General features: G+C 68.6%; 24 protein-coding genes and 2 pseudogenes. 18 read left to right on the forward strand and 8 right to left on the reverse strand.

Translation table 11 applies throughout. From position 1 onward, the window contains the following. Both AB0N73_RS06665 and AB0N73_RS06670 read right to left on the reverse strand, forming a co-directional pair. Positions 1–590: pseudogene (locus AB0N73_RS06665) on the reverse strand (hypothetical protein); the annotation flags it as partial. A gap of 88 nt (positions 591–678) precedes the next feature. Next, positions 679–1665 (reverse strand): hypothetical protein, encoded by a 987-nt coding sequence (locus AB0N73_RS06670; protein ID WP_363561637.1) that lies wholly within the window; start codon positions 1663–1665, stop codon positions 679–681. Between the two features lie 675 nt (positions 1666–2340). Here AB0N73_RS06670 and dnaB point away from each other — a divergent pair. The 3 genes from dnaB to AB0N73_RS06685 all read left to right on the forward strand — a co-directional run bounded on the left by dnaB (position 2341) and on the right by AB0N73_RS06685 (position 4782). Then, on the forward strand, positions 2341–3705 hold the full coding sequence (dnaB, locus tag AB0N73_RS06675) for a replicative DNA helicase (RefSeq protein ID WP_363561639.1): 1365 nt from the start codon (positions 2341–2343) through the stop codon (positions 3703–3705). 206 nt (positions 3706–3911) lie between these two features. Then, positions 3912–4235 (forward strand): PadR family transcriptional regulator, encoded by a 324-nt coding sequence (locus AB0N73_RS06680; RefSeq protein WP_363561641.1) that lies wholly within the window; start codon positions 3912–3914, stop codon positions 4233–4235. A gap of 1 nt (position 4236) precedes the next feature. Continuing rightward, the gene (locus tag AB0N73_RS06685) at positions 4237–4782 is read left to right on the forward strand and encodes a PspC domain-containing protein (protein WP_363561643.1); all 546 of its coding nucleotides are present in this window, start codon (positions 4237–4239) and stop codon (positions 4780–4782) included. Positions 4783–4858: 76 nt separating this feature from the next. Here AB0N73_RS06685 and AB0N73_RS06690 read toward each other — a convergent pair whose 3' ends face one another. Together AB0N73_RS06690 and AB0N73_RS06695 are read right to left on the reverse strand one after the other, a co-directional pair. Then, complete coding sequence (locus tag AB0N73_RS06690; protein ID WP_363561645.1) at positions 4859–5851, reverse strand: zinc-binding dehydrogenase; 993 nt, start codon at positions 5849–5851, stop codon at positions 4859–4861. Then, positions 5844–6437 (reverse strand): TetR family transcriptional regulator, encoded by a 594-nt coding sequence (locus AB0N73_RS06695; RefSeq protein WP_363561647.1) that lies wholly within the window; start codon positions 6435–6437, stop codon positions 5844–5846. The genes AB0N73_RS06690 and AB0N73_RS06695 overlap by 8 nt, the downstream gene beginning before the upstream one ends. Positions 6438–6514: 77 nt before the next feature. On the opposite strand from AB0N73_RS06695, the gene AB0N73_RS06700 reads away from it, so the two are divergent. The 4 genes and pseudogenes from AB0N73_RS06700 (at position 6515) to AB0N73_RS06715 (ending at position 9983) form a co-directional block, all read left to right on the forward strand. Beyond that, entirely contained in the window at positions 6515–6901 is a 387-nt protein-coding gene (locus AB0N73_RS06700) for an MmcQ/YjbR family DNA-binding protein (RefSeq protein WP_363561649.1), read from the forward strand. After that, positions 6898–7212, forward strand: coding sequence for an MmcQ/YjbR family DNA-binding protein (locus tag AB0N73_RS06705; RefSeq protein WP_363561652.1), 315 nt, complete (start codon positions 6898–6900; stop codon positions 7210–7212). The genes AB0N73_RS06700 and AB0N73_RS06705 overlap by 4 nt, the downstream gene beginning before the upstream one ends. A 23-nt stretch (positions 7213–7235) precedes the next feature. Next, positions 7236–8563, forward strand: a pseudogene (locus tag AB0N73_RS06710) (replication-associated recombination protein A). Beyond that, positions 8556–9983: a carboxylesterase family protein gene (locus AB0N73_RS06715; protein ID WP_363561654.1), complete on the forward strand. Its 1428-nt coding sequence runs from the start codon at positions 8556–8558 to the stop codon at positions 9981–9983. The pseudogene AB0N73_RS06710 and the gene AB0N73_RS06715 overlap by 8 nt, the downstream one beginning before the upstream one ends. A 427-nt stretch (positions 9984–10410) precedes the next feature. Here AB0N73_RS06715 and AB0N73_RS06720 read toward each other — a convergent pair whose 3' ends face one another. Next, on the reverse strand, positions 10411–12534 hold the full coding sequence (locus AB0N73_RS06720) for a heavy metal translocating P-type ATPase (protein ID WP_363561656.1): 2124 nt from the start codon (positions 12532–12534) through the stop codon (positions 10411–10413). Between the two features lie 191 nt (positions 12535–12725). On the opposite strand from AB0N73_RS06720, the gene AB0N73_RS06725 reads away from it, so the two are divergent. Further along, positions 12726–12995 (forward strand): hypothetical protein, encoded by a 270-nt coding sequence (locus tag AB0N73_RS06725; RefSeq protein ID WP_363561658.1) that lies wholly within the window; start codon positions 12726–12728, stop codon positions 12993–12995. 69 nt (positions 12996–13064) lie between these two features. Next, positions 13065–13937, forward strand: coding sequence for a helix-turn-helix transcriptional regulator (locus AB0N73_RS06730; RefSeq protein WP_363561660.1), 873 nt, complete (start codon positions 13065–13067; stop codon positions 13935–13937). A 41-nt stretch (positions 13938–13978) separates the two neighbouring features. On the opposite strand, the gene AB0N73_RS06735 is transcribed toward AB0N73_RS06730, so the two are convergent. Then, positions 13979–14827 carry an SDR family oxidoreductase gene (locus AB0N73_RS06735; RefSeq protein ID WP_363561662.1) on the reverse strand — a complete coding sequence of 283 codons (849 nt, stop codon included), beginning with the start codon at positions 14825–14827 and terminating at the stop codon, positions 13979–13981. A gap of 99 nt (positions 14828–14926) precedes the next feature. Here AB0N73_RS06735 and AB0N73_RS06740 point away from each other — a divergent pair, with 99 nt between their 5' ends. From AB0N73_RS06740 to AB0N73_RS06750, 3 genes are all read left to right on the forward strand, one after another. Next, positions 14927–16261 (forward strand): APC family permease, encoded by a 1335-nt coding sequence (locus tag AB0N73_RS06740; protein ID WP_363561664.1) that lies wholly within the window; start codon positions 14927–14929, stop codon positions 16259–16261. Positions 16262–16287: 26 nt separating this feature from the next. Next, positions 16288–16677, forward strand: coding sequence for a hypothetical protein (locus AB0N73_RS06745; protein WP_363561666.1), 390 nt, complete (start codon positions 16288–16290; stop codon positions 16675–16677). 79 nt (positions 16678–16756) lie between these two features. Then, positions 16757–17677, forward strand: a complete 921-nt coding sequence (locus AB0N73_RS06750; RefSeq protein WP_363561668.1) for an isoprenylcysteine carboxylmethyltransferase family protein — start codon at positions 16757–16759, stop codon at positions 17675–17677. A 27-nt stretch (positions 17678–17704) separates the two neighbouring features. Here the strand turns inward: AB0N73_RS06750 and AB0N73_RS06755 are convergent, their stop codons facing one another. Further along, positions 17705–18346 carry a DUF1345 domain-containing protein gene (locus tag AB0N73_RS06755; RefSeq protein WP_363561670.1) on the reverse strand — a complete coding sequence of 214 codons (642 nt, stop codon included), beginning with the start codon at positions 18344–18346 and terminating at the stop codon, positions 17705–17707. A 96-nt stretch (positions 18347–18442) separates the two neighbouring features. On the opposite strand from AB0N73_RS06755, the gene AB0N73_RS06760 reads away from it, so the two are divergent. Next, complete coding sequence (locus AB0N73_RS06760; RefSeq protein ID WP_363561672.1) at positions 18443–18820, forward strand: DUF1801 domain-containing protein; 378 nt, start codon at positions 18443–18445, stop codon at positions 18818–18820. Between the two features lie 12 nt (positions 18821–18832). On the opposite strand, the gene AB0N73_RS06765 is transcribed toward AB0N73_RS06760, so the two are convergent. Beyond that, complete coding sequence (locus tag AB0N73_RS06765) at positions 18833–19267, reverse strand: hypothetical protein (protein ID WP_363561674.1); 435 nt, start codon at positions 19265–19267, stop codon at positions 18833–18835. A 230-nt stretch (positions 19268–19497) separates the two neighbouring features. On the opposite strand from AB0N73_RS06765, the gene AB0N73_RS06770 reads away from it, so the two are divergent. From AB0N73_RS06770 to AB0N73_RS06790, 5 genes are all read left to right on the forward strand, one after another. After that, on the forward strand, positions 19498–20544 hold the full coding sequence (locus tag AB0N73_RS06770) for a LacI family DNA-binding transcriptional regulator (RefSeq protein ID WP_363561676.1): 1047 nt from the start codon (positions 19498–19500) through the stop codon (positions 20542–20544). Next, positions 20541–22145: an FAD-dependent oxidoreductase gene (locus tag AB0N73_RS06775; protein ID WP_363561678.1), complete on the forward strand. Its 1605-nt coding sequence runs from the start codon at positions 20541–20543 to the stop codon at positions 22143–22145. Before AB0N73_RS06770 ends, AB0N73_RS06775 begins: the two co-directional genes overlap by 4 nt. 10 nt (positions 22146–22155) lie before the next feature. Further along, positions 22156–23445 (forward strand): extracellular solute-binding protein, encoded by a 1290-nt coding sequence (locus tag AB0N73_RS06780; RefSeq protein WP_363561680.1) that lies wholly within the window; start codon positions 22156–22158, stop codon positions 23443–23445. A 2-nt stretch (positions 23446–23447) separates the two neighbouring features. Next, positions 23448–24398, forward strand: a complete 951-nt coding sequence (locus AB0N73_RS06785) for a sugar ABC transporter permease (RefSeq protein ID WP_363561682.1) — start codon at positions 23448–23450, stop codon at positions 24396–24398. Then, positions 24388–24909 (forward strand): carbohydrate ABC transporter permease (locus tag AB0N73_RS06790; protein WP_363561684.1); only part of this gene is annotated, 522 nt, incomplete at its 3' end. The genes AB0N73_RS06785 and AB0N73_RS06790, both read left to right, overlap by 11 nt.

Consider the following 24909-nt stretch of genomic DNA (forward strand, 5'->3'; position numbering starts at 1 on the left):
CCGTCGGTCGTGGCGCCCTCGGTGGTCCCGGTGCCGGTGCCGCTCGGTGCGGTGGTGGCGGTGTCGGTGGTGGTGCTGTCTCCGGTGAGGGAGATCGCGTTGCCGCCGATCGTCACCGGCACCGCCACGTCCACGATGCCCTGGGTCCCGGATGCCGTCCCGTCCGTGCCGGAGGTCGACGCGGCGGGGGCTGCGGGCTCCGGAGCCGGCGCGGCCGTCTCCGCGCCGGAGGACGAGCTGTCTCCGATGAGCGACACGCTGTTGCCGCCGATGGTGACGGGGATCGCCACATCCACGACGGCCTGGGTGCCGGATGCCGTGCCGTCCGTGCCGGACGTATCGGCGCCGGCCCCGCTCGCCACCGGTGCGGGCGCCTGTGCCACCGCGTCGGTCGATGCGGCGTCGCCCAGCAGCGAGATGGCGTTGCCACCCACCGTCACGGGTACGTCGATGCTGATGAGTCCTTGAGTTCCCGACAGCAAGCCGTCGGTCCCGTCGGTCTCGGCCGCGTTCGCGACCGTTGCTCCGAGGACGGCGATCCCGCCCCCGACGAGCACGCCGAGGAGTGCTCGCTTCACTGATGTACGCATGGTTCCTACTCCTGAATGATCGTTGCGAAACGTGCCGATCGGCACGCCGATGCGTCTGCCGCGCAACGCAGGCGCGGCGCATCCGCGATCAGTCGGGAGAGGTGTCGGTATCGAAGACAGGGCACCCGGGAAGTTCGTCACCGGGCGGGAGAAGCGTTCCCCGCAGCAGCGAGGAGCCGAGGGGGGTGAAGAGCTCGGCGGCGGCGCCCGAGAACGACGAGGCGCTCGCGGCCGAGGCGCCGGATGTCGGCGGCGCTGAATCGGGCGAGAAGGGGCCGCCGGCCGGCCTGTCCGTCGGTGGATCCGTCGCCTCATGCACCGTCGCCGTTGCGACGCCCGGGGAGGCGGTGGCTGCGAAGGAGAGACCCCGGCTGGCGGATGTCGCGGTCGCCGCGGGGAGGCCGACCGGGGTTCCGGCGTCGACCACGCCGCCGGGAGCCGTCGCCGGGAGGATCAGGACCGCCGAGGGTGCATCGCCGTCGGGGTGAACGGGGAGAAGCCCGCCCGGGTGTGCGGGGGGAAGGATGACGCCGGGGCCGGACGAGCCGCCGACGAGGATGCCGTCCACCGCTTCATCGACGGCGTCCGTGACACCGGGAAGCGCGGCGGCGGTTCCGCTCAGGTCGATGGCTCCCACCACATCGCCGACGACGGGGATGGGGGCTGTCAGGTCGGCCGCCGTGTCGACGACGGGCTGCACGATCTCATCGACCACCGGCTGGACGACGGTCTCGACGACCGGGGTGACCACCGGCGAGACGTCGGGGGTCACGGCGACGACATCCGCCGCTCCCTGCGTCACGGTGGTGACCGTCTTGCTGACGGCGGGCGTGACCGGGGCTGCCGGGGGAAGCACCTCCGCGACGATGTCCGTGGTGGCGCTCACGACATCCGACGCACCGTCGGTGACCGAGGTGACGAGCCCGACGAGGCCGTCGGGGCGGTCGCCGTCGGCTGCGTGCGCGGGCGTCAGGCCCAGGATGAGGGACGCGCCGGCCCAGAGCAGGCCCGCTCCCAGCGCGAGCAGCGCGACACGCGTCGCTCGTCGCGGTTCGTTCGTCGATACCTCGTCCACGTGTCACCCCCTGTGCGCTTGGACGTGTCGGGGTCGATCGTTGCCCGGCACTTTACGCGCGCGCTCACCGGTTGCGAAAGGGGACTTGCGCGCGCGGCGATGATGTGGTTCGCGTGCGCGCAGGCATGCGCGCGACCAGGAGATGAACAGCGAGGAAACGGCTCTGACCGGGGCCTCGTCGACGCACCCGCATCGTCGCCGGAGGCGTCCCTCCGAGCACGCGGCGAGCGACGCGCCCGGGCGGACGTTGCCCACAGGGGCCTGTGCAAAACTTCGTCATCTTCACAACCTTCAAGCGGCACTTTAACCACATTGCTCATCCCGATGGTGTGGATAACAAAGCGCCTGGTCAGAATGCTTTTCATGCCACCGCATCCGTGGCGACACTGAAGTTGTCCACAGTGGTTGTACACAGGGAGAACGGCGTTTCGCGCAATCTCTCCACATGGTTATCCACAGGGCTATTTGCGGTGCGAAACGGCCGAACATACCGTGGGGGAGACCTCGCGGGACACCCGCTCACAGGACGACGCCGTCACGCGGAATGCGATGTCGGAGGTCGATGATGTGCTCCTAGCACTGACCCCGATGAAGCCCCACCGCACGGGACGCCGAAGGTCGACGTAGTGACGAATCGATGCCGCCCGAAAGCCGGCAGAGGGAGGACGGACATCCGTGTCCATTTCCGACATCTCGCCTGACCGCCTGGGAACACCGCGCGAGTACGAGCGGACTCCGCCGCACGACATCCTCGCCGAGCAGAGCACCCTGGGCGGCATGCTCCTGTCGAAGGATGCAGTCGCCGACGTCATCGAGGGCCTCCGCGGCGCCGATTTCTATGTGCCGAAGCACGAGCTCATCTTCGAGGCGGTACTCACGCTCTACTCGCACGGTGAGCCGACCGACGTCATCACGGTCACCGACGAGCTGATCAAGACCGGCGACCTGCAGCGGGCGGGCGGCGCCGACTACCTGCACACGCTCACCTCGATCGTGCCGACGGCGGCCAACGCCGGCTACTACGCCTCCATCGTGTCGGAGCGCGCGTTGCTGCGTCGCCTCGTCGAGGCGGGCACCCGCATCGTGCAGATGGGGTACGCGGGTCAGGGCGAGGCGACCGAGATCGTCAACTCCGCTCAGGCCGAGATCTACTCGGTGACCGGTGCCGAGACCACCGAGGACTACGTGCCGTTGACGGTCGCCGTCGACGCCGCCGTCGACGAGATCGAGGCGGCGCGCGGGCGCGACGGGTCGATGACCGGCATCCCCACCGGCTTCGCCCAGCTCGACGAACTCACGAACGGTCTCCACGGCGGACAGATGATCGTGGTCGCGGCGCGGCCCGCCATGGGTAAGTCGACGCTGGCCCTCGACTTCGCCCGTGCGGCCGCGATCAAGCACGATATGCCCTGCATCTTCTTCTCGCTCGAAATGGGGCGCAGCGAGATCGCCATGCGACTCATGAGTGCCGAGGGTGCGATTCCGCTGCAGAACATGCGCAAGGGCACGCTCGACCAGCGCGATTGGACGACGGTCGCCGCCACGCGCGGGCGCATCAACGATGCGCCGCTGTACATCGACGACAGCCCCAACATGACCCTGGTCGAGATTCGCGCCAAGTGCCGTCGTCTCAAGCAGCGCGTGGGTCTGAAGATGGTCATCATCGACTACCTGCAGCTCATGACGAGCGGTAAGAAGGTCGAGTCGCGTCAGCAGGAGGTCAGCGAGTTCTCGCGAGCTCTCAAGCTGCTCGCCAAGGAGCTGCAGGTTCCGGTCATCGCGCTGTCGCAGCTGAACCGTGGTTCCGAGCAGCGCACCGACAAGCGCCCGCAGGTGAGCGACCTTCGCGAGTCGGGCTCGATCGAGCAGGACGCCGACATGGTCATGCTGCTGCACCGCGACTCGGTCTACGACAAAGAGGTGCGACCGGGCGAGGCCGACCTCATCATCGCCAAGCACCGTAACGGACCGACGGCGACGCTCGAGATCGCCTTCCAGGGTCACTTCTCGCGCTTCACCGACATGGCAGCCGGGATGTAATCAGCTGTACATTCACGCTGAACATGTCACATTCCCAATGAACATGTCCAGAGATGACATTTTCGACATGTCTGCCGAATACCCAGCGCACCCCTGCAATGACCTGGCTCGAGGATCACGGTGGGCTGGGCCACTAGCCATGGCCATCGACAGTGGTGATGAACCTGGAGTTGTGCGAAGCTACCTTACCGTGTGACAGTAGCTTCGTGACCGAAGATGCCAAGCTTGTCGCTCTCCGGCGGGGGATGCTCGAACCGCTCGTACTCGCGAGTCTGGAACAACATCGCCGGTACGCCGCCGAAATCGTCGAAGCTCTAACCGCCTGCGACTTTCCGGTCCTAGAGGGAACGCTCTATCCGCTCCTCAACAGACTGCGGCGAGACGGTCTGGTCGAACATGAATGGCAGGAGTCGACGTCCGGCCCCCCGAGGAAGTACCTCGCTCTCACCGCCGACGGGCATACACAGCTCGAACGGTTTCGTGACTACTGGACCAGCCTCACTCACACCCTCACGAACGTAGGGAACTGATATGTCCGACACCCAGCACATGCGGCTTAGCGGTCACGCCGGAACTTTCCCGCTCACAGCGGAGGCCCACAGCGACCTCGTCGGCTACTTGTCCTCGTCTCGCGAACGGCTCTCTCACACGCTCGATGCCGACGAGACTATCCGTGACCTGGAAGCCTCGCTCGGTGATCGGCTCCAAGCGTTGCCCGGTGCACCCGGGAGAACGATCGACGCTCATCAGATGACCGATGTCCTCCGCACTTTGGGCAGCGTCGAGCCTGACCCAGATCGCTACGCCCAGACGGGGAGCACGATCCGCGGCCGGTTCTGGTCTCGGCTCGACGAGGGAAAGTGGTTCGGCGGCGTCTGCGTTGGCCTAGCCGTCCGCGGTCACCTCCGCCTCGACTGGATACGCACAATCGGCATCTTTCTCATGTTCCTCACCGGGGGGCTGATCGGTCTCGCCTACCTCGCGCTTTGGCTGATCCTTCCCCGCGTCGAGACCATCGAAGAGTACGAACAGCGCACCCAGACGGCCATTGCACCGAAAGTCGACACTGAAACCTGATCGTCCCCACACCCCATTTCGATCCGGAAAGCGTTTGCGTACCTGTACTGGCGTCTCTCAGAGGAGATCTAGCGGCTCATCCGACGAGGCTGACGACGTACTTTCCGGGGTGCCGGCGCGATTCGAGATTGCGGTGCGCTTCCGCCACAGTGTCGAGCCCCTCGAACACGCCCGCTACGACAGTGCGGAACGTGCCGGCTTCGATCGCTCTAAGGTAGCGGCCGAGGGCGTCGGCGGGGAGGTCGGCGGCTTCGCCGGCGTAGCTGGTGAGCCGGACTCCGGTGGGGATGGTGAACGGGTCGAAGTCGGGGATGGTCCAGTTGCCGCTGAGTGCGCCGACGAAGCAGACCGTACCGCCAGGGCGGATCACTGACAGCACGGCGGGGAGGGCGGTTGCGCCGACGAACTCGAGCGCGCCGTCGATCCCGTCCGGGGCGATAGCGCGGATGGCGTCGGTGAGGGTGTCATCGTCGATGAGCACATGGTCGGCGCCGACTTCGGTGAGCAGGTCGGCCCGGGCGGGGTTGCGGGTGGTGGCGAGGACCGTCGCGCCGAGCCGGTGTGCGACCGCTACCGCAGTGAGTCCCACGGTGGAGGTGGCGCCATGGACGAGGACGCTCTGCCCGGCCTGCAGGGCAAGGCCGGTGCTGATCGAACCGTGCGCGGTTTGCAGCATCTCCGGGAGCCCGCCGACGATGTCCCACCCGAGGTCGGTGTCGAAGGGGATGACGTTCGCGGCGTTGACGAGCGTGTATTCGGCATAGCTGCCATCGATCGTGCGGCCCAGGCCCCCCATCATCGTGGCGACCTTCTGACCCCGAGCGAGGTCGACGCCATCGCCGACGGCATCCACGATGCCAACGGCTTCGATACCGAGGATGCGGGGGAAAGTGAAGTCGGAGTCGGACTCGCCCTGACGGCTGGTGACTTCGGACTCGTTGACACCAAACGCTTTCACCTGGATGCGCACCCAGCCCGGGCGGACCTCGGGGAGGGGAACGTCGGTGACGGTTAGCCCGTCGATGTCGACGGGGCCAGAGAGGCGGATTGCCCGCATGGTTTCAGACATGGATCTGCTCCTTCGTATGAACGGGGTGATCCGTGGCGTGGATGGCGACCAGTGCTTCGAACGACCGACGAACCATGGCCTCGTCGAGGGGTGTGTCGGGGTGGGCGAGGCGGTGGCTCCACCACCCCCACAGCAGTGCGTTGATCGTCAGCGCGGTGCTGTTCGATACGTGGCCGTGGGTCATCGCCAGGGCGTCGTCCTCGACGGCTTGCAGGACCGCCGCCACGTCGGGATGGCGGATGCCGTAGTGCCGGATCTCCGCATACAGGCGGATGTCGTCGAGGGTGGGACTCGTAGCGCCGATGGTCGCGTCGACGAGCGCATCGACGATGTCCTCCGGGGACCGGGCGTTGCGCAGTGGCGTGTCGTAGCGAGGTCCCAGGTGGCTGCGGGTCGAGTCGAACGCATCGACGATGAGGCCTTCGAGGGTGGGGAAGTAGTACGTCATCGACCCCAGCGGGACCCCGGCATGCGTCGCGATACCCCGATATGACGCACCGGCCACGCCGTCAGCGGCGATCACCTCCAGCGTTGCCTGCAGGATGCGTGCCCGCCGATCCGGGTCGTTCGGTTTCCCTCGTCGCACAACTTCTCCAATGTCAGACCAAGTGCGTACAGTGGTACGTATTCATATAAAACCTAACGCACCACGAAGGAGTCCGCATGGACGGCAACGAACTGCAGGAGCTCGCTCGAGATCGAGTGCAGGAGCTTCCCGGGGCCCGTCTCGAGCAACCGTTCGGGCCGGGGTGGGAAGTCTTCAAGGTGGTCGACAAGGTCTTCATGCTGATGACCGATGCCACCGGTGAGCCGATCGTGATCCTCAAAGCCGACCCGGAGGAAAGCAAAGCGCTGCAGGACGAGCACGAGGGCATCGCCCCCGGCTACCACATGAACAAGAAGCACTGGATCACCCTGAAACCATCAGGCGACCTCTCCCCGTCGCTGGTCGAGGATCTGGTCACAGAGTCGTATCTGCGAGTTCTCGAGAACGTTCCGCGCGCCAAGCGTCCGGTCGACCCCGCCACGTTCGGGCAGGGCAGCAAATGACGCTGACCGGCGAGCAGCTGCAGCAGATCGCCCGCGACACCCCGCATCTGGACGTGTGGAAAACCCGCGAGAAGGTGTTTCTGGTCGTCACCGACGATGACCCCAACCTGCAGATCATCACGGTGAAAGCCGACCCGGATCACGGTGACGCGTTGCGCCGGGACCACGAGTCGATCGCCGTCGGCCACGACCTCGACGAGAGGAACTGGATCTCCATCGGACCGGGGCCGGGAATCACGGCGGAGCTCATCGAGAACCTCGTGCACACCTCGTTTGAGCTTGCAGGCGCGCATCACCCGGAGCCATCGTGACCGGCACTCCGTCCCTGTTCGACGTGGATGACGAGTCGCGTCCACTGGCCGATCGGCTCAGACCCCGCACCCTCTCGGACGTTGTCGGGCAGGGGCATCTCCTCGCCGACGATGCACCGATCGGGCGGATGGTCGCCGGCCAGCGGTTGGTGTCAATGGTGCTGTGGGGGCCGCCCGGGTGCGGAAAGACGACCATCGCGAGACTCCTCGCCGAACACACCGACCTGGTGTTCGAACCGCTCTCGGCGACGTTCTCTGGCGTCGCCGACCTCCGGAAGATCTTTCAGGCGGCGAAACAACGACGGGAGATCGGCCAAGGGACGCTTCTGTTTGTCGATGAGATCCACCGGTTCAACCGCGCCCAGCAAGACTCGTTCCTGCCCTATGTCGAGGACGGCACGATTATCCTCGTCGGCGCGACCACAGAGAACCCCAGCTTCGAGCTCAACGGCGCCCTTCTGTCCCGCTGCCAAGTGTTCGTGCTGAAGCGCCTCGACGAGGCCGCGCTTGACACCCTCATCAGCCGCGCAGAAGACCTCGCCGGTGCACCGTTCCCGCTCGACGCCGATGCAAGGCGATCATTGACCGCAATGGCCGATGGTGACGGCCGGTATCTGCTGAACATGGTCGAGCAAGTTCAGAACCTCCGCAGCCCGGTCGACACGGCTGCCCTGGCGGCCGCCGTGCAGAAGCGCGCACCGCTCTATGACAAGTCGCAAGAGGGGCACTACAACCTCATCTCCGCGCTTCACAAGTCCATGCGGGGCTCCGACCCGGACGCCGCCCTCTACTGGCTGTCGCGGATGCTGCTCGGCGGCGAGGATCCCCTGTTCATCGCTAGACGAATCACCCGGTTCGCGAACGAAGACATCGGCCTGGCCGACCCGAACGCCGTGCAACAAGCCCTCGCCGCGTGGGACGTCTACGAACGCCTCGGATCCCCGGAGGGCGAGATCGCTATCGCCCAAGCCGTGCTGTACCTCTCGACGGCGCCGAAGTCGATCGGCGTGTACCGAAGCTTCAATAAGGCGTGGGCGGCCGCGAAGAGCACCGGCTCCCTCATGCCCCCGCCCACATCCTAAACGCACCCACCCGGCTGATGAGAAACCTCGGATACGGCAAGGGATATCAATACGACCCGGACACCGAATCCGGGTTCTCCGGTGCGAACTACTTCCCCGACAACCTGCCCCGAGAGACCTTCTACGAGCCCACGACCGATGGGTACGAACGCACCATCACCGAACGACTCCGCCATTGGGCACAACTCCGTGAGAACGTCGCCGACGATCCCGCAAACCAGACCCCACACACGACGCTCCCCATCCGAAAGGACACTCCCAATGACTGAAAGCGCACCCACGCATCCGGTCCGCTCCTGGCTCGGCATCCCCTACGCCACCGCCGAACGATTCCGCAAACCAAAGCTGCTGCCGTTCAACCCAGACCTGCCCTACGACGAGAAAGGCCCCGCCCCGCTCCAAGCCGGCGACACATCGTGGCTGGAAGCCGACAACGGTTTCAGCGAGGACTGCCTGAACCTCAACGTCTGGGCTCCCGAAGATGCAGGCGACGAACCACTCCCTGTCATCGTCTACATCTTCGGCGGCGGATGGATGCTCGGAGCCAACACGCAAACCACGTCCAACGCCTCCGGACTCGCCGCCACCGGACGGGCGATCGACGTCTCCATCAACTACCGCCTCGGCGCGTTCGGTGCGCTCAGTCTGTCGCAGTACGGCGGCGCACTCGCGGAGGCGTCCAACCTCTGCCTCCAGGACATCATCACCGCGCTGCGATGGGTCCAGCAGAACATCCGCCGATTCGGAGGCGACCCGAACAACGTCACCGTCACCGGTCACAGTGCCGGCGCATACTCGACCCTCAATCTGCTCGGCGCACCGTCTGCCGACGGTCTCTACCACCACCTGGCCGCGTTCTCCGGCATGCCCGCCCGCCAGGTGCCGGCGTGGGGTGCGGAGGAGCGCGCCCATGCTGTCCTCACCGCGCTCGGACTGGTGGACGACCCCGAAAAGCTCCTCGACGTCGACGCCTACGAGCTCGCCGAAGCGATGGCGAAGACACAGTCCGCCGATCCTGGAGCCACACACGGCGTGGACAACGACCTCGTCGGGATCGTCGATGATCGAGACCAACCGAACGGCGTCCTCGCCGACCTCCCCATGCACGTCCTCGAGTCCGGCCGGCACAAAGGCATCGACATCCTCTTCAGCAGCACCACCCACGAACTCGACTGGTGGGTTTTGCACCGCACTGACGACTTCAACCCCGGCAGCATCGACGACCTCGTCACCGAGTTCGCCCATCGGAACCGCATCCCCCGCAGCCGCGCCCAGCAGATCATCGCCGCCTACAACGTCGACGACCGCACACCCGTCGAAGTTCGGGGCGCCCTGCTCACCGACTTCTCGTTCACCCTGCCGCAGACACGCGGTGCGCTCGCGCACGCCGCCGCCGGCGGGAACGCGCACCTGCTCGCCATCGGTCCGGTCGAGGGAGCGCATGCGGTGCACGGCACCGAAATGTACGGCATCGTCGGCCAAACCCGGCCTGGCGCCAGCGACGCGCAAGTCGCCCGCGACACGTTCGTCCGCGACGCGCTGCTCACACTCGCATCCGGGGATACCGATGCTCTGTGGGAACCCGTCGGGACGGTTCCAGTCGTTAAGGGGATCGGCGAGAAGCCCTACGATCCCACCACCCACGCGATCGACGTTCTCCGCAACTTCGAGGGCATCGCGCGACCCTGAGGTGCCCGGTGCCCGGTGCCCGTGGGGGAAGTCGAGTAACGCCCCGATCGCACCTCTCCCCAGACTGTAGGTGATGTGAGCATAGGCGCACATCTCCCCACTCATCCGGTCGAGATCTAGACGACGCTTGTCGCGCTACCTCAGGGTGCGGGATCTCCGATGTGGGCAAGCACCCGGAGCGCTTCGGGTTTCGTCTTGCTGTAGAGCACGACGAACTGACGCCCCCGGGTAACGCAGAGCGGATTGCCGCCGCGATCGCGGGAGCGGAACTCGACCTCCGCCCCGCCGCACGACACGGGTACTTCTTGGAGTATCCCGGTGCCACTGCTGCCGTGATCGCCTTCCTCCGCCGCAACCCCTCGACGACACCATCGAGAAGGGATCGATTCCGTAGATCTGCGCGGGGGCCACCCGCGCCCCACAGGCGTCACGCGTGCCGGTGCCGGATGACCGCGGCGGGGCGGAGATCCAGCCGCCGCAGCAGCTGCGCGTTGAGGGCCACCACGATCGTGGACAGCGACATGAGGATCGCTCCCACCGACATCGGCGGAACGAAGCCGATCGGCGCGAGTACGCCCGCAGCCAGCGGCACCGAGATCAGGTTGTAGCCGGCCGCCCACCACAGGTTCTGTGTCATCTTGCGGTAGCTGGCACGAGAGAGCTCGATCACCGACACCACGGAGCGAGGGTCGTCGCTGGCGAGGATGACACCGGCCGAGGCGATGGCGACGTCGGTGCCCGCGCCGATGGCGATACCGACGTCGGCCTGCGCAAGAGCGGGTGCGTCGTTGACACCGTCGCCGACCATTGCGACCTTGCGGCCCTCGCTCTGCAACTGCGTCACCTTCGCGGCCTTATCCTCCGGGCGCACGCCGGCGAAGAATCGGTCGATGCCGAGTTGTGCGGCCACCGAGGCGGCGACGGCCTCGGCGTCCCCCGTGATCATGACCACCTGCACGCCGCGCTGCTGGAGCGCGGTGACGGCGGCGTGAGACTCCGGTCGGACCTCATCGGCCAGTCGCAGCGCGCCCGCCACCGTCCCGTCGACGAGGACGTGAAGGATGATGGCGCCCTCCTCCCGCCACTCATCGGCAACGGGCAGCTCGGCGGCGCCCTCCTGCTCGAGCAGGAAGGGCCCGCCGACCTGCACCGTGCGGCCGCCCACCCGGGCGCGGACGCCGACGGCGGGTGAGGAGGCGAAGTCGCTGGAACCGGGAACGGTGAGTTTCCTCTCGTGCGCGGCGTCGACGATCGCCCGGGCGAGGGGATGCTCGGAGTCCGCCTCGGCAGCAGCGGCCAGACCGAGCAGCTCGTCCGAACGGATGCCGTCGATCGGTTCGATCGCGGTGACAGCGGGAGTGCCCTTGGTCAGGGTGCCGGTCTTGTCGAACAGCACGGCGTCGACGGTGCGCATGCTCTCCAGCGCCAGCCGGTCCTTCACGAGCACGCCGGCGCGTGCGGCGCGCTCGGTGGCGATGGAGACCACCAGCGGGATCGCCAATCCCAGCGCGTGCGGGCAGGCGATCACCAACACGGTGATCGTGCGGACGACGGCGTCATCCGGCAGTCCCACCAACGTCCAGACGATCGCGGTGAGGGCGGCGGCGACCAGGGCGAACCAGAACAGCCACCCGGCCGCGCGGTCGGCGAGTCTCTGCGCCCGGGACGATGAGTTCTGCGCCTCGGTGACGAGCCTCTGGATGCCCGCGAGTGCGGTGTCGTCGCCTACCGCGGTGACTTCCACTCGGACTCCGGAGTCGGTGGCGACCGTGCCGGCGATCACCTGGTCGCCGTTCCCGCGTCGTACCGGGCGCGATTCCCCGGTGATCATCGACTCGTCCACGCTCGCCGAGCCCTGCACGATCCGGCCATCGGCGGGCACGCGGCTACCGGGGCGGACCACGACGACATCTCCGACCTGCAGCGTGGCCGGTGCGACCGTCACGGTGGTGTCGCCGTCGACCTTGGCCGCCTCATCCGGGAGCAGCGCGGCGAGGGAGTCCAGAGCGGAGGTGGTCTGCGCGAGGGAGCGCATCTCGATCCAATGGCCCAGCAGCATGATCACGATCAGCAGCGCCAGCTCCCACCAGAAATCCAGCTCGTGATCCAGCAGCCCGAGACTCGCGCCCCACGATGCGACGAACGCCACCGTGATCGCCAGCGTGATGAGCAGCATCATCCCGGGCTTCCGGGCGCGAAGCTCGCTCACGGCGCCGGTGAGGAAGGGAGCGCCACCCCAGACGTACATGACCGTCCCCAGGACCGGTGACATCCAGCCCGCCCATGCCGCGTCGGGCAGTTCGTAACCGATCAGCATGGCGAACATCATCGAGAACCCGACCACCGGAACCGCGAGGATCAGCATGATCCAGAACAGTCTGCGGAAGCGGGCCACGTGATCTCCGTGACCGGCGTGCCCGTCGTGGCCTCCCTGGTTGGCGTGCCCGGAGTGCGCGTCATGGCCTCCCTGGTCGGCGTGACCGTGCTCGACGGCGGGAGCGGCGGCATCGCCATGGGGCGCGAAGTGCGGGGAATGCTCGTGCTGGCTCATCGGAGCCTCCTTCGTGCAGGACGTTTCTGCGTTCACGCAGGGCTGTCGGCCGGTGATCCGCCCGCAGCCATACCATACCCCCCTAGGGTATCCATCGCCAGCTCTGTCATGGGCCGCTGGTCGAACTCGTATCGACGGGACGCCGCTCCGCAACCCGTCCCCCGCCACGAGCACCGGCGGGATAATGAAGCATGTCCTCTTCCATTGAACGCCGTTCCAATCCCACCGCATGGGCCGCGTTCTGGTTCGCGCTCGCCGGTCTCGTGCTCATGCCCATCCCGCTGTTCATCGGTCTGATCCTCGGTGGCGGGCTGTCGATCGTCGCCGCGATCCTCGGCGTGATCGCGCTGCTCAAGGGCCTCGCGCGCAGCGGCAAGGGCATCGCCCCCGTCGTCTTCGCCGCGATCTTCATCGCACTCACCTGGGGAGGCATCTCGATCGGCGGCGGCACGATCTGGTAAGCCGTCCACCCCGATCGGTGCCCCGACAGGGCCCCTCTCGACAGTTCGCCGCGGCGTAGTTTCGATCCCATGGACACCTCCGACGCGATCAGCGATTTCCTCACCACGCGGCGCGCCAAACTGACGCCTGCACAGGTGGGCTTGCCCGACTTCGGTGGCCGTCGACGGGTGCCCGGGCTGCGACGCGAGGAGGTCGCGCTGGTGGCCGGGATGAGCGCGGAGTACTACAAGCGGCTCGAGCGGGGAAACGCGACGGGAGTCTCCGACGCGGTCATCGACGGCGTGAGCCGGGCGCTGCAGCTCGACGAGGTCGAGCATGCGCATCTCTACGACCTCATCCGTGCAGCGAACGCCGGGGCGCACCCGCAGCAGCGTCGACGCCCGGCACGCTCCGCGCAGGCGACGCCGGCGCTGCAGCAGACCATCGACGCGATGTCGACCGTCCCGGTGTTCGTGCAGAATGCCCGGTTGGATGCCGTCGCCACGAATCGGCTCGGTCGGGCGCTGTTCTCCGAGATGCTCGACGACGTGAGGCCGCCCGCGAACGCGGCGAGGTTCATCTTCCTCGACGACCGCGCGCAGACGTTCTACCGGGACTGGGAGGCGCAGACGAGGCAGATCGTGGCGGTCCTGCGCGCGGAGGCGGGCCGTTCTCCCTACGACAGGGCACTCAGCGATCTCGTCGGCGAGCTCTCGACCCGCAGCGAGCTCTTCCGCACCCTCTGGGGCGCGCACGACGTCCGTGAGCATCGCACCGGGCTCAAAGCGGTGCGACACCCGGTGGTCGGCGATCTGGAGCTCAGCTTCCAGGCGATGGACCTCGCATCCGATCGCGGGCTGCAGATGATCGTGTTCTCAGCCGAGCCGGGGTCGGCGACGCAGGAGCGTCTCCAGCTCTTGGCGAACGTCGCGGCCACGGCGCCGGAGAACGCGGCGAGCTGACCGGACGACGCCCCGCATCCGCGGGGGTGATCGCTCCTGTCTCAGTCGGCGAGCAGTTCCGAGAGCGAGAGCGGGCGGCGCCCGGTGAGGCGATGGATGTCGTCGGTCGCCGGAACCAGCTGGCCCTCCGCGATCGCGGTGTAGGTCGACACCCAGGCGTCGTACTGCCATGGGTCCGCCTCCCAGCGGCGGCGGGACTCGTACGCCTCGGGGATGGTCTCGTCGTGGAAGCGCACGTCGCGCCCGGTCCGGGCGCCGATGATCTCGGCCGCCTCCGCCATCGTGATCGCCTCGGGGCCGGTCAGGTCGTACGTGACCCCGGCATGCGAGGCGGGATCCGCGAGGATGACGGCGGCCGCGCGGGCCACATCCGCGCGTGCGACGGCGGCCACCCGGCCATCGCCGGCCGGACCGCGGAGCACATCGTCGTCGCCGACGAAGGCGGGGAGCACGTCGAGGTAGAAGTTGTTGCGCAGGAACGTGTGGGTCATGCCGGAGGCGATGATGTGCTGCTCGGTGGCCCAGTGATCCCGCGCCAGGGTGAACACGGCGTCGGGCGCCGCGCCGAAGAACGAGGTGTACACGATGTGGGACACACCGGCGCTCGCCGCCGCGTCGACGATGGCGCGGTGCTGATCCAGACGATCGGCGCTCTCGGATCCCGACACCAGGAACAGCGTCATCACGCCTGCGAGCGACGCGCGCGTCTCGGCATCGTCGGCGTACCGCGAGCGCACGCGGACCGCGCCGGGCAGCTCGGGCGCCCGCTCCGGGGCGCGGGCCAGGAGGCGCAGGGCCACGCCGTCGCCGGCCAGGTGACGGGCGACGAGACCGCCGAGGTGGCCGGTCGAACCGGTGATGGCGAGCGCGGGAGCGGGAGCATCGGGCATACGACCCGTTCTACACCCCGTGTGCGGGCGGCGATGCACACCAGCGCGCCTCTGCGCCAGGGGTTGCTTCGTCGAGTCCGTGACCGCTGAAGTGGTGCGATGGTCAAGGACATCGAGACGCCCCCCGCGAGCGGCGGCGGTCTGAAGCGGGCGGTGGGCGGGTGGTTGCTCTTCGCGTTCATCGTGGGCGACACGCTCGGCGCCGGCATCTACACGCTGGTGGGATCCATGGCCGCGGATGTCGGAGGTGTCATCTGGCTCCCCCTGCTGATCGCGCTCGTCGTGGCGTTGCTCACCGCCGGGACCTACGCCGAACTGATCACCAAATACCCGCACGCGGGCGGTGCGGCACGCTACGCGGACCGCGCTTTCGGCATCCCGTACGTCTCGTTCCTCGTGGGCTTTCTCATGATGGCGTCGGGTATCACGACGGCGGCCGCGCTGGCCAACGCCTTCGCGGGCGACTACCTCAGTGCCCTCATCGACGTGCCGGCGATCCCTGCGGCGATCGTCTTCATCATCCTGCTCACCCTGATCAACCTGCGCGGGGTGCGGGAGTCGCTCACCGCCAACCTCGTGGCGTCGATCATCGAGGTGTCGGGCCTCGTGATCGTCATCGTGCTCGCGGCGGTCGTGTTCGGCAGCGGTAACGGCGACCCGTCGCGCATCTTCGAGTTCGCCCCCGATGTGCCGCCGCTGCAGGGTGCGTTCGCCGCATCCGTCATCGCGTTCTTCTCGTTCCTCGGCTTCGAGGCGGCGGCGAACATGGCCGAAGAGGTGAAGAACCCGTCGAAGGCCTACCCTCGAGCGCTCTTCGGTGCGATCGCCACCGCCGCCGTCGTGTACCTGCTCATCGCGATCGGCGCGGTCATCGTGCTGCCGCCGGCCGAGCTCGCCACCTCGAGCGGACCGCTGCTCGACGTGGTGGCCGCGAGCGGCGTCGCCGTGCCGCCGTGGCTGTTCGGCTTGATCGCGCTCGTGGCGATCGCGAACGGTGCGCTGCTGTTCATGGTCATGGCGAGCCGGGTGGGGTACGGCCTGGCCGACGCGGGCCTCCTGCCCCGCGCGTTCGGCCGGGTGCTGCCCAACCGCCGCACGCCGTGGGTCTCGATCCTCGTCGTCGCCGCGGCCACGATCGGACTGACGTTCATCGGCGACGTCGGCACGCTGGCCGAAACCACCGTGCTCCTGCTCCTCCTCGTCTTCCTCTCGGCGAACGTCAGCGTGCTGGTGCTGAAGAAGGACAAGGTCGACCACAAGCACTTCTCGGTGCCGCGCGTCATCCCGATCCTCGCCATCATCGCGAGCATCGTGCTGCTCGCACAGCAGACCGGCATGGTGTGGCTGGGAGCCGCGGCCTACATCGTCGTCGGCTCGATCCTCTTCCTCATCGCCCGCATCGGCCGCAAGCGCGAGGAGCGCGCCGCCGCCTGAGCCCGCGGCGCTGTTACTGTGCCGCCATGGGATGGGGACGCGCCGCCTCGCGAGAGAGCGCACCGAACGAGCTCTGGCCCAGCGCGGTCGGCGCCGCGATGCGGTGGTGGGTCGTCCTGCTGGTCGTTGTGCTGGTGCTGGCCGTGCTGACGTTCTTCTCCGCCTTCGCAGCCTCGAGCTGCGGTTTCAGCGCATGCGACTTCGGCGCGTTCGTCGCCGCCCAGAACACCTTCTACCTCGGCGCGCTCGCCCTGTTGATCGGTGCTCTCGTGGGCATCTACCTCGCTCGGGCGCACGGAAAGGCGGCGATCGCCGCTCCGGTGATCAGCCTGATGCTGGTCGTCATCCTCTTCGGCGCCACCTACGCCGCTGCCAGAGCCGCCTTGGATCTGCCGCTGACCGGAGGCAGGCTGTAGGCGACGCGGATCCGGCGGTCGGCCGCAAGCGCGAGGAGCGCGCCGCCGCCTGAGCCCGCGGCGCTGTTACTGTGCCGCCATGGGATGGGGACGCGCCTACTTCGCCGTGCAGGCGCTCGCCGGCGCCGCCTGGTGGGTCGCGGTGTTCCTGTCGCCGGTCGTGCGCACCGCGACGCTCGGCGACCTCGACCCGGTGCTGGTCGCCGCGCTCGACATCCCGCTGTTCGTGATCGCCTCGGCGCTGGCGGCGCTCGGGATGCGGGTGGCCGCGATGATCGCGACCGGCTGGACCGTGCTCGTCAGCGTCCTCCTCGCCGTCTACGCGACGGTCACGACGCTCGCCGGATGGGGTGTGCTGCTGATGCTCGCGGCGGCGGCCGCATCCACCGTCGCACTGCTGCTGATGCTGCTCGGACGCGTGCCCACCGAGTGGGTGGTGGTGGGACCCTTCCGGTTCCGCGAAGCCGATCGCACCGCGCCGACGCGCGTGCACGTCACCGCGACCACGGTGCAGGTCATCGTGTTCTGGGGTGCGGCGCTCGGGGTGGTCCCGATCGTCATCGCCGCCGCCGAGCGCCGATGGGGCCTCGCCCTCGACGCCTCGCCCGTCGCGCTCGCGACCGGCGCTGCGCTCTTCGTCGTCGCGAGCGCCCTCGGCATCTGGTCGGCGGTGGTCATGTCGACGCTCGGCGCCGGCACGCCCCTGCCGTCGGCCACCGCCACGCGGTTCGTCGTCGCGGGCCCGTACCGCTTCGTCCGCAATCCGATGGCGGTGGCGGGTATCGCGCAGGGGGTGGCGGTGGGGCTGATGCTGTCGTCCTGGCTGGTCGTCGTCTACGCCATCTGCGGGTCGCTCGTCTGGAACGTCATCATCCGGCCGCACGAGGAACGCGACCTGGACGCGCGTTTCGGCGACGACTTCCGCGCCTACCGGGACGAGGTGCGCTGCTGGTGGCCGCGTCTGCGCCCGGTCCCGGCATCGGTCGCCGCACGGGTGTGAGCGGTCCGCTATCGGCGAGACGCTCGATCAGCCGCTGATCATGCGCTGCAGGACCTGGAACGCCACGGCCACGACCAGGGCGTTGTAGAAGAAGCTGATCACGCTGTGCAGCATCACGACCCGGCGGATGCGGATGGTCGTCACCTGCGCGTCGGAGGTGGCGAAGGCGGTGCCGACCGTGAACGCGAAGTACAGGTAGTTCAGCAGCGACGGCTCGGGGTCGCCGGGGAACCGGATGCCGGCGCGGTCTGCGGACGCATCGAGCGCCCGATAGATGTGCGCGAAGCCGACCTGCAGCATCGTCCACGACAGGACGACGCCCACGGAGGCAGCGACGGCGAGGAGGATCTGCTCCTGCTCGGGCTCCTTCGCGCCGCCGGCGATGAGCGCGAGGATGGCGGAGTTCACGCCCGCCCCGCTCGAGATCAGCGGCAGCACCCACGCCCACCGGGCGATGAAGAGGATCTCGGTGCGATCGCCCAGGTTCTCGCGCCGTCCGCCCCACGAGACCGCCAGGCCCACCGCCAGGTACACGACGGTCAGGCCGACCCAGGCGAGGAGCGCCCACAGTTCGCTCGACGCGATATAGACGATGCTCGCCACCACGAGGACGATCTCGACGGCGGTGCTGACCCACCGCGCGATGCGTTGCCGGCGCACTGTCGACATACGGTCCTCTCCTCGCTCGGGTCTGCGTTCGATGCGACCGTACACGCTCGCCCGGCTCCGGCCGTGGCACGATGGGCTCGACACCGAGGAGGCGCCATGGCCACCGAGCAATCGTCGTCGGTCGACGCGTACATCGCCGGCTTCCCGCCCGAGGTCGCCGCGCGGATGACGCAGGTGCGCGAGGCGATCCTGGCCGAGGTGCCGGGCGCCGAGGAGAAGATGCGTTACGGCATCGCCGCCGTCATGCTCGGCGGGCGTTACGCGCTGCACTACGCCGGATGGAAGCAGCACATCGGGCTCTACCCCGTGCCGGTCCTGCCGCAGCCGCTCGAGTCCGAGGTGGCGCCGCTCCGATCGGGCGCGGACACGGTCGTGCTGCGCCACGCCGTCCCGTTGCCGGTCGATCTCATCTCGCGCATCGCACGAGCGATCGTCGCGCAACGCGCGGCGGCCGACGGAGCCGCCGCGCGCTGAGACCGGCCGAGCTCAGGCCACCGCGGTGGCGACCAGCGCGCTGACGCGCTTCTCGACCTCGGGCGTCCAGGCGGTCACCGCGAAACTCGTGGGCCACATGTCGCCGTCGTCCAGTCGTGCGCGGTCCTCGAACCCGATCGTCGCGTACCGGTTCTTGAACTTCGCGGAGGGGGACAGGAAGACGACGATCTTGCCCTCCTCGTTCGCGTAGCCGGGCATGCCGTAGTACGTCTTGGGCACCAGATCGGGGGCGACCTCCGACACCACGCGGTGCAGTCCCTCGGCCAGAGCGCGATCCTCGGGCACGAGATCCGCGATCGCCGCGAGCACCGACGTGGTGCCGGCCTCCCGGTTCTTGCCCGCCTTCTGCTGCGCTCGCAGCTCTTTGGCGCGCTCCTTGACGGCCTCGCGCTCCTCTGCGGAAAGCCCGCTGTCGTCCTTGGCCATGTCGCTCCCCTCCCGGCCCACCCCGCGGTGCGCCGATGTCCTGCACGCCACCCTAGGACGCGCCACCTCGCGGGACATCTCGATTCCTGCTCGACCTCCGAGGGTCGGATGCGGCGCGCACCGCCGAGCGATCCCGAACATCGTGCTTGCGCGATCCGATCATGCGCATTATCGTGATCCTGGCATCGTGATGATGCGCATTATCAGCACCACCACTCGACGGAGAGCACATGTCCCGCAGCGATACCGGACGCATCACCCAGCAGCGCATCGCGCAGCTCGCGGGGGTCAGCCAGTCCACGGTCTCCCTGGTCCTCAACGGCAGGGTCGACGGCAGCGTCCGCATCCCGCAGGAGACCCGTGAGCGCATCCTCAAGGTCATCGAGGAGACCGGCTACATCGCCGACCCGTCGGCGCGGCGTCTGGCCGGTGCCGACAACCACATCCTCGGCGTCTTCACCTACGAGCCGGCCTTCCCGACCGAGAGCATCGACTTCTACACGCCGCTGCTCGCCGGCCTGGAAGCGGCCGCCGAGACCCTGGGGTCCGACCTCCTGCTGTTCACGAGCGCCCCGGTGGTCGACGGGCGTCGTCAGCTGTTCCACGAGCGCAACCGCCTGCGCCTCGCCGATGGCGTGCTGCTGCTGGGACTCGAGATGGATCCCGATGAGCTCGCCCGTCTGGCCGAGGGCGACTTCCGCGTCGTGGCGGTCGGTCGCCGCGACACCCCCGGCATCCCCTATGTGGGAATCGACTACGCCGGCGCGGCCGCCGCGCTCGTGGACCGTGCCGCCGCTCTCGGGCACGAGCGGGTGATCCTGCTGCACCGCTCGAGTCTCGGCGAGTCCGTGCTCGACCGCCGCCGCGGTGTCGTCGACGCCGCGCGCGAGGCGGGCCTGTCGCTGCAGAACCGGCCCACCGACGGCATCGACCCGGATGCCGACTGGCGTGCGGTGCGGGAATCCGGTGCGACGCTCCTCGTCGTCGAAGAACCCGAGCTCGCAGCGGCTCTGCTCGAACGGGCCACCGCAGACGGACTCTCGGTGCCGGGCGACCTCAGCATCGTCGCCCTCGGATCCGTTGCCCGCCCGGGCTCGGAGACCGTGGAGATCACCCGGCTCGTGCCGCCGCGTGCCGAACTGGGCGAGCGCGCCGTGGCGCTGCTGGCGCGGATCATCGCGGAAGGCGATGCGGTGCCCGCATCCGAGCGCCGGGTGCTCATGGACTGCCCGATCCTCGACGGGGTCACGCTGGCGGCGCCGGGGGGAGACCGATGAGCGCGCTGCACACCGACGTCCTGATCGTCGGGGGCGGACTGGGCGGGGTCGCCGCGGCGCTCGCGGCCCTCGAAGCGGGACGCTCCGTCGTCCTCGCCGAGCAGTACGCCTGGCTCGGCGGTCAGCTCACCAGCCAGGCCGTCCCTCTCGACGAGCACAGCTGGGTCGAGCAGTTCGGCGTCACCGCTCGCTACCGCCGCCTGCGCGACGGCATCCGCGACCACTATCGCGACTGGTACCCGCTGACCGCAGCCGCCCGTGCGGATCCGACCCTCAACCCGGGCAACGGGCTCGTCAGCCGCATGTGCGCCGAACCGCGCGCCGGCGTCGCCGTGATCGAGGCGATGCTCGCCCCGCACCGGTCGTCGGGTCGGCTCACCGTCGTCCAGCCCGCCGTCGCGGTGTCGGTGGACGTCGAGGACGACACCATCCGCTCGGTCGTGCTGCGCCGGCTCGACGACGCGAGCGAGCTGACGGTCAGCGCCCACTACGTCATCGACGCGACCGAGCTCGGAGACCTCCTGCCTCTGGCCGGCGCCGAGTACGTCACGGGGTTCGAGTCCCGGGCCGAGACCGGCGAGCCGAGCGCCCCCGAGGAAGCGCAGCCGCACAACCAGCAGGCCTTCAGCTGGTGCTTCGTCATCGACCACGTCGAGGGCGATCACACCATCGATCGCCCCCGCGACTACGACATGTGGCGTGCGGTGCAGCCCGACTACTGGGGTGCGCCGATGATCTCGCTCACCGGCCCCGATCCGCGCACGCTCGAGACCCTCACGCGCACCTTCACCCCGCACGCGCCGCGCCCCGAGACCCTGGCCGACCAGGGCAAGGACCCCGGCGACCGCGAGCTCTGGACCTTCCGGCGCATCCTCGCGCGCGACAACCTCGAACCCGGCGCCATCCCGAGCGACCTCGTGCTCGTCAACTGGCCGATGATCGACTACCTCGGCGGCACGCTCGTCGACGTGCCGGCCGACGAGGTGACGCGCCACGAAGAGGCCGCACGTCAGCAGTCGCTCTCGATGCTGTACTGGCTGCAGACCGAGGCCCCGCGTCCCGACGGCGGCACGGGATACCCCGGGCTGCGGCTGCGCGGCGACGTCACCGCGGGGCCGGACGGCCTCGCCATGGCCCCCTACATCCGCGAGTCCCGTCGGATCATGGCGCTCACGACCGTCACCGAGAACGATCTGTCGATCGCGATCCGCGGCCACGGGCGCCCGATGACGACGCCCGAGAGCGTCGGCATCGGCATGTACCGCATCGACCTGCACCCCTCGAGCGGCGGCGACAACTACCTCGACATCGCCAGCGCGCCGTTCGAGATCCCCCTCGGGATCCTCGTCCCGCGCCGGGTGCGCAACCTCCTCGCCGGGGGCAAGACCGCGGGAACCACCCACATCACCAACGGTGCGTTCCGTCTCCACCCCGTGGAGTGGAACATCGGCGAGGCCGCAGGCGCTCTGGCGGCGTTCTGCATCGACCACGCGGCGTCACCCGGCGCCGTGCACGGGGATCCCGCGCTCGTGCGGGACTTCCAGACCACCCTGACCCGAGACGGCGTCGAGCTGCACTGGCCCGACGTCCGTGGCTACTAGGAGAGAGACCATGAGATCAGCAAGGACGCTGGCCGCCGCCGCGGTCGTCGCGGCGACCACCCTGGCCGTCACCGCCTGCGCGGGCGGATCGACCGCCCCGGCGGAGCCCACCGAAGACATCGATCTGCGGATGACGGTGTGGACCTCGAACGAGGACCACCTGGCGCTGTTCGACTCGATCGCGGACGCCTACATGGCGGACCACCCCGAGATCGCATCGATCACCTTCGACCCGCTGCCCTTCGACGACTACACCAGCACGGTGACGACCCAGATCGCGGGCGGCAACGCGCCCGACCTGGCGTGGATCCTCGAGAACGCCGCGCCGGACTTCGTCTCCAGCGGCGCGCTCGTGCCGCTCACCGACACGTTCGAGGCGACGGAGGGCTACGAGTACGACGACCTCGCGCCGAGCGCCACCGAGCTCTGGCAGACCGACGGCGAGCTGCTCGCCTACCCGCTCAGCACCTCGCCGTTCGTCGTGTTCGCGAACGACGACCTGCTCGCTGCTGCGGGCCAGCCCACATCCGCCGAGCTTCTCGCGAGCGGCGACTGGACGTGGGACCGCGTGAACGAGATCGGTGCCGCGGTGCGGGCCGGTACCGGCAAGGCCGGTTTCGTGGTGCGCGACTTCGACTACCTCAACTGGGACTACCTCAGCACCGTCTGGAACGGATGGGGCGCCGCGCCCTGGTCGGCCGACGGCACCGAGTGCACGTTCGCGAGCGACGAGATGGTCGACGCCTTCACGTTCCTCCACGACGCCGCCTTCACGACGCAGTCGATGCCGGGGCCGGGCACGTCGGCCGACTTCTTCGCCGGGGAGGCCGCGTTCACGGTCACGCAGATCTCGCGGGCGAACCTGCTGCCCGAGGGCGGCTTCGCCTGGGACCTGCTGCCGCTGCCCGAGGGCCCCGTCGGTGAGTACTCCGTCACCGGGCAGGCCGGCATCGGCGCACTCGCGAACGCCGGCAACACGGCGGCCGCGACCGAGTTCCTGGCGTTCTTCACGAACCCCGAGAACGCGGCACAGCTCGCGCAGTACTTCCCGCCGCCCCGCACCTCGCTGCTGAACGTCGACACCCTCGCCGCGGCCAACCCGCTGCTCACGCCCGACCAGATCGAGAGCGTGGTGATCCCCGGCATCGAGACGGGCCAGGTGCGCCCCAGCCACACCGATCAGGCGCAGATCGCGCAGAAGGTGCGCGCCGGTCTCGACGGACTGTGGGTGGCCGACGCCGACATCCCCGCCGTGCTCGAGAAGACCTGCGGCGACATCTCGACGCTGCTCGCGGGCTGACGATGTCGCAGCTCACCTCCACCTCCCCGGGTCGCGCTTCGGCGCGGCCCGGGGGTCCACCCAAGCGGCCGTGGCTGACCTACGCCCGCCGTGATGCGCTCGCCGGTTACGTCTTCATCGCCCCGCAGCTCGTGGGCATCGTCCTGTTCGTGCTCATCCCGCTGGGGCTGATCTTCTACTACGCGTTCCACGAGTGGAACGTGCTCGCCGGCACCTTCACGTTCGTCGGTCTCGAGAACGTCGAGCGCTTGTTCGCCGACCCCGAGCTCGTCCCGGTGCTGACCGCCACCGGCGTCTTCTCGGTGGGCCTGGTCGTCTTCAACCTGGCGCTCGCCTTGCTGCTGGCGGTGCTGCTCAACCGCCGCTGGCGCGGCGTGACCGCCTTCCGCACGATCTTCTTCTCGCCCGTGGTCGTCTCGCTCGTCGCGTGGACGATCGTGTGGGGATTCCTCCTGCAGGACAACGGCGGCATCAACGGCCTGCTGGCGCTCGTCGGCATCGACGGGCCCAACTGGCTGCGCGAGGGCGGCACCGCCATGGCGAGCGTCGTCGTGGTGCAGGTGTTCAAGAACGTCGGACTCAACATGGTGCTCTTCCTCGCCGCCCTGCAGGGCGTGCCGCGGGAGCTTCAAGAAGCGGCGCGGGTGGATGGGGCGGGCGACCGCACCGTGTTCGTCCGCATCGTGCTGCCGCTCATCTCCCCCACCATCCTGCTGACGCTCATCATCACGATCGTCGGCTCGCTGCAGGTGTACGCGCAGATCGCGGTGCTCACCCAGGGAGGCCCCGGCATCTCGACCACCGTGCTCGTCTACTACCTCGTGCAGCAGGCGTTCGAGTTCCACCAGTTCGGCTACGGCTCGACGCTCGCCATCCTCCTGTTCCTGATCGTCGCGGTCCTCACGATCGCGCAGTGGCAACTGCGCAAGAGATGGGTGTTCCATGAGAACTGACGCCCCGCCGGCACCCGCCGACGCGCTCCTGCCCGACCTGGAGGCGGCCCCGCCGCGTCGGGTGCGCCCCGAGCGCCGCGCGGCCGGATCCCCCTGGCGCAAGGTCGCGTTCTACGGCGTACTCAGCGTGCTGGCCGTGCCGTTCGTCTTCCCGACCTGGTGGATGATCACCTCGTCGCTCAAGCCGGTCTCGGACATCTTTGCGTTCCCGCCGTCGCTCTGGCCGACCGACCCGACCCTCGACGCGTACGTCCAGGCCTTCACGGTGCAGCCGTTCGCGCAGCAGTACTTCAACAGCCTCTACATCGCCGTGGTGGTGACACTCGGGACCATGCTCATCGCGGCGATGGCCGGCTACGCGTTCGCGCGCATCCGCTTCCCCGGTCAGAACGTGCTGTTCCTCGTGGTCCTGACGGGGCTCCTCATCCCGAGCGAGGTGACGATCGTCCCGCTGTTCCAGATGTTCAACTCGCTGGGACTCGTGAACACGCACTGGCCGATCCTGCTGGTC

Origin of the sequence: Microbacterium sp. NPDC089189 (genome assembly GCF_040685095.1) — a bacterium.
In the GTDB taxonomy this organism is placed as follows: domain Bacteria; phylum Actinomycetota; class Actinomycetes; order Actinomycetales; family Microbacteriaceae; genus Microbacterium.

What these genes read in the sequence shown, in the direction of transcription:
- AB0N73_RS06745 (WP_363561666.1), top strand. Translation starts at nt 16,288, where the DNA reads ATGGGATGGGGACGCGCCGCCTCGCGAGAGAGCGCACCGAACGAGCTC.
- AB0N73_RS06775 (WP_363561678.1), top strand. Translation starts at nt 20,541, where the DNA reads ATGAGCGCGCTGCACACCGACGTCCTGATCGTCGGGGGCGGACTGGGC.
- AB0N73_RS06765 (WP_363561674.1), bottom strand. Translation starts at nt 19,267, where the DNA reads ATGGCCAAGGACGACAGCGGGCTTTCCGCAGAGGAGCGCGAGGCCGTC.
- AB0N73_RS06720 (WP_363561656.1), bottom strand. Translation starts at nt 12,534, where the DNA reads ATGAGCCAGCACGAGCATTCCCCGCACTTCGCGCCCCATGGCGATGCC.
- AB0N73_RS06740 (WP_363561664.1), top strand. Translation starts at nt 14,927, where the DNA reads ATGGTCAAGGACATCGAGACGCCCCCCGCGAGCGGCGGCGGTCTGAAG.
- AB0N73_RS06750 (WP_363561668.1), top strand. Translation starts at nt 16,757, where the DNA reads ATGGGATGGGGACGCGCCTACTTCGCCGTGCAGGCGCTCGCCGGCGCC.
- AB0N73_RS06755 (WP_363561670.1), bottom strand. Translation starts at nt 18,346, where the DNA reads ATGTCGACAGTGCGCCGGCAACGCATCGCGCGGTGGGTCAGCACCGCC.
- AB0N73_RS06785 (WP_363561682.1), top strand. Translation starts at nt 23,448, where the DNA reads ATGTCGCAGCTCACCTCCACCTCCCCGGGTCGCGCTTCGGCGCGGCCC.
- AB0N73_RS06700 (WP_363561649.1), top strand. Translation starts at nt 6,515, where the DNA reads ATGGACGGCAACGAACTGCAGGAGCTCGCTCGAGATCGAGTGCAGGAG.
- AB0N73_RS06760 (WP_363561672.1), top strand. Translation starts at nt 18,443, where the DNA reads ATGGCCACCGAGCAATCGTCGTCGGTCGACGCGTACATCGCCGGCTTC.
- AB0N73_RS06705 (WP_363561652.1), top strand. Translation starts at nt 6,898, where the DNA reads ATGACGCTGACCGGCGAGCAGCTGCAGCAGATCGCCCGCGACACCCCG.
- AB0N73_RS06770 (WP_363561676.1), top strand. Translation starts at nt 19,498, where the DNA reads ATGTCCCGCAGCGATACCGGACGCATCACCCAGCAGCGCATCGCGCAG.
- AB0N73_RS06690 (WP_363561645.1), bottom strand. Translation starts at nt 5,851, where the DNA reads ATGTCTGAAACCATGCGGGCAATCCGCCTCTCTGGCCCCGTCGACATC.
- AB0N73_RS06735 (WP_363561662.1), bottom strand. Translation starts at nt 14,827, where the DNA reads ATGCCCGATGCTCCCGCTCCCGCGCTCGCCATCACCGGTTCGACCGGC.
- AB0N73_RS06725 (WP_363561658.1), top strand. Translation starts at nt 12,726, where the DNA reads ATGTCCTCTTCCATTGAACGCCGTTCCAATCCCACCGCATGGGCCGCG.
- AB0N73_RS06715 (WP_363561654.1), top strand. Translation starts at nt 8,556, where the DNA reads ATGACTGAAAGCGCACCCACGCATCCGGTCCGCTCCTGGCTCGGCATC.
- AB0N73_RS06780 (WP_363561680.1), top strand. Translation starts at nt 22,156, where the DNA reads ATGAGATCAGCAAGGACGCTGGCCGCCGCCGCGGTCGTCGCGGCGACC.
- AB0N73_RS06730 (WP_363561660.1), top strand. Translation starts at nt 13,065, where the DNA reads ATGGACACCTCCGACGCGATCAGCGATTTCCTCACCACGCGGCGCGCC.
- AB0N73_RS06685 (WP_363561643.1), top strand. Translation starts at nt 4,237, where the DNA reads ATGTCCGACACCCAGCACATGCGGCTTAGCGGTCACGCCGGAACTTTC.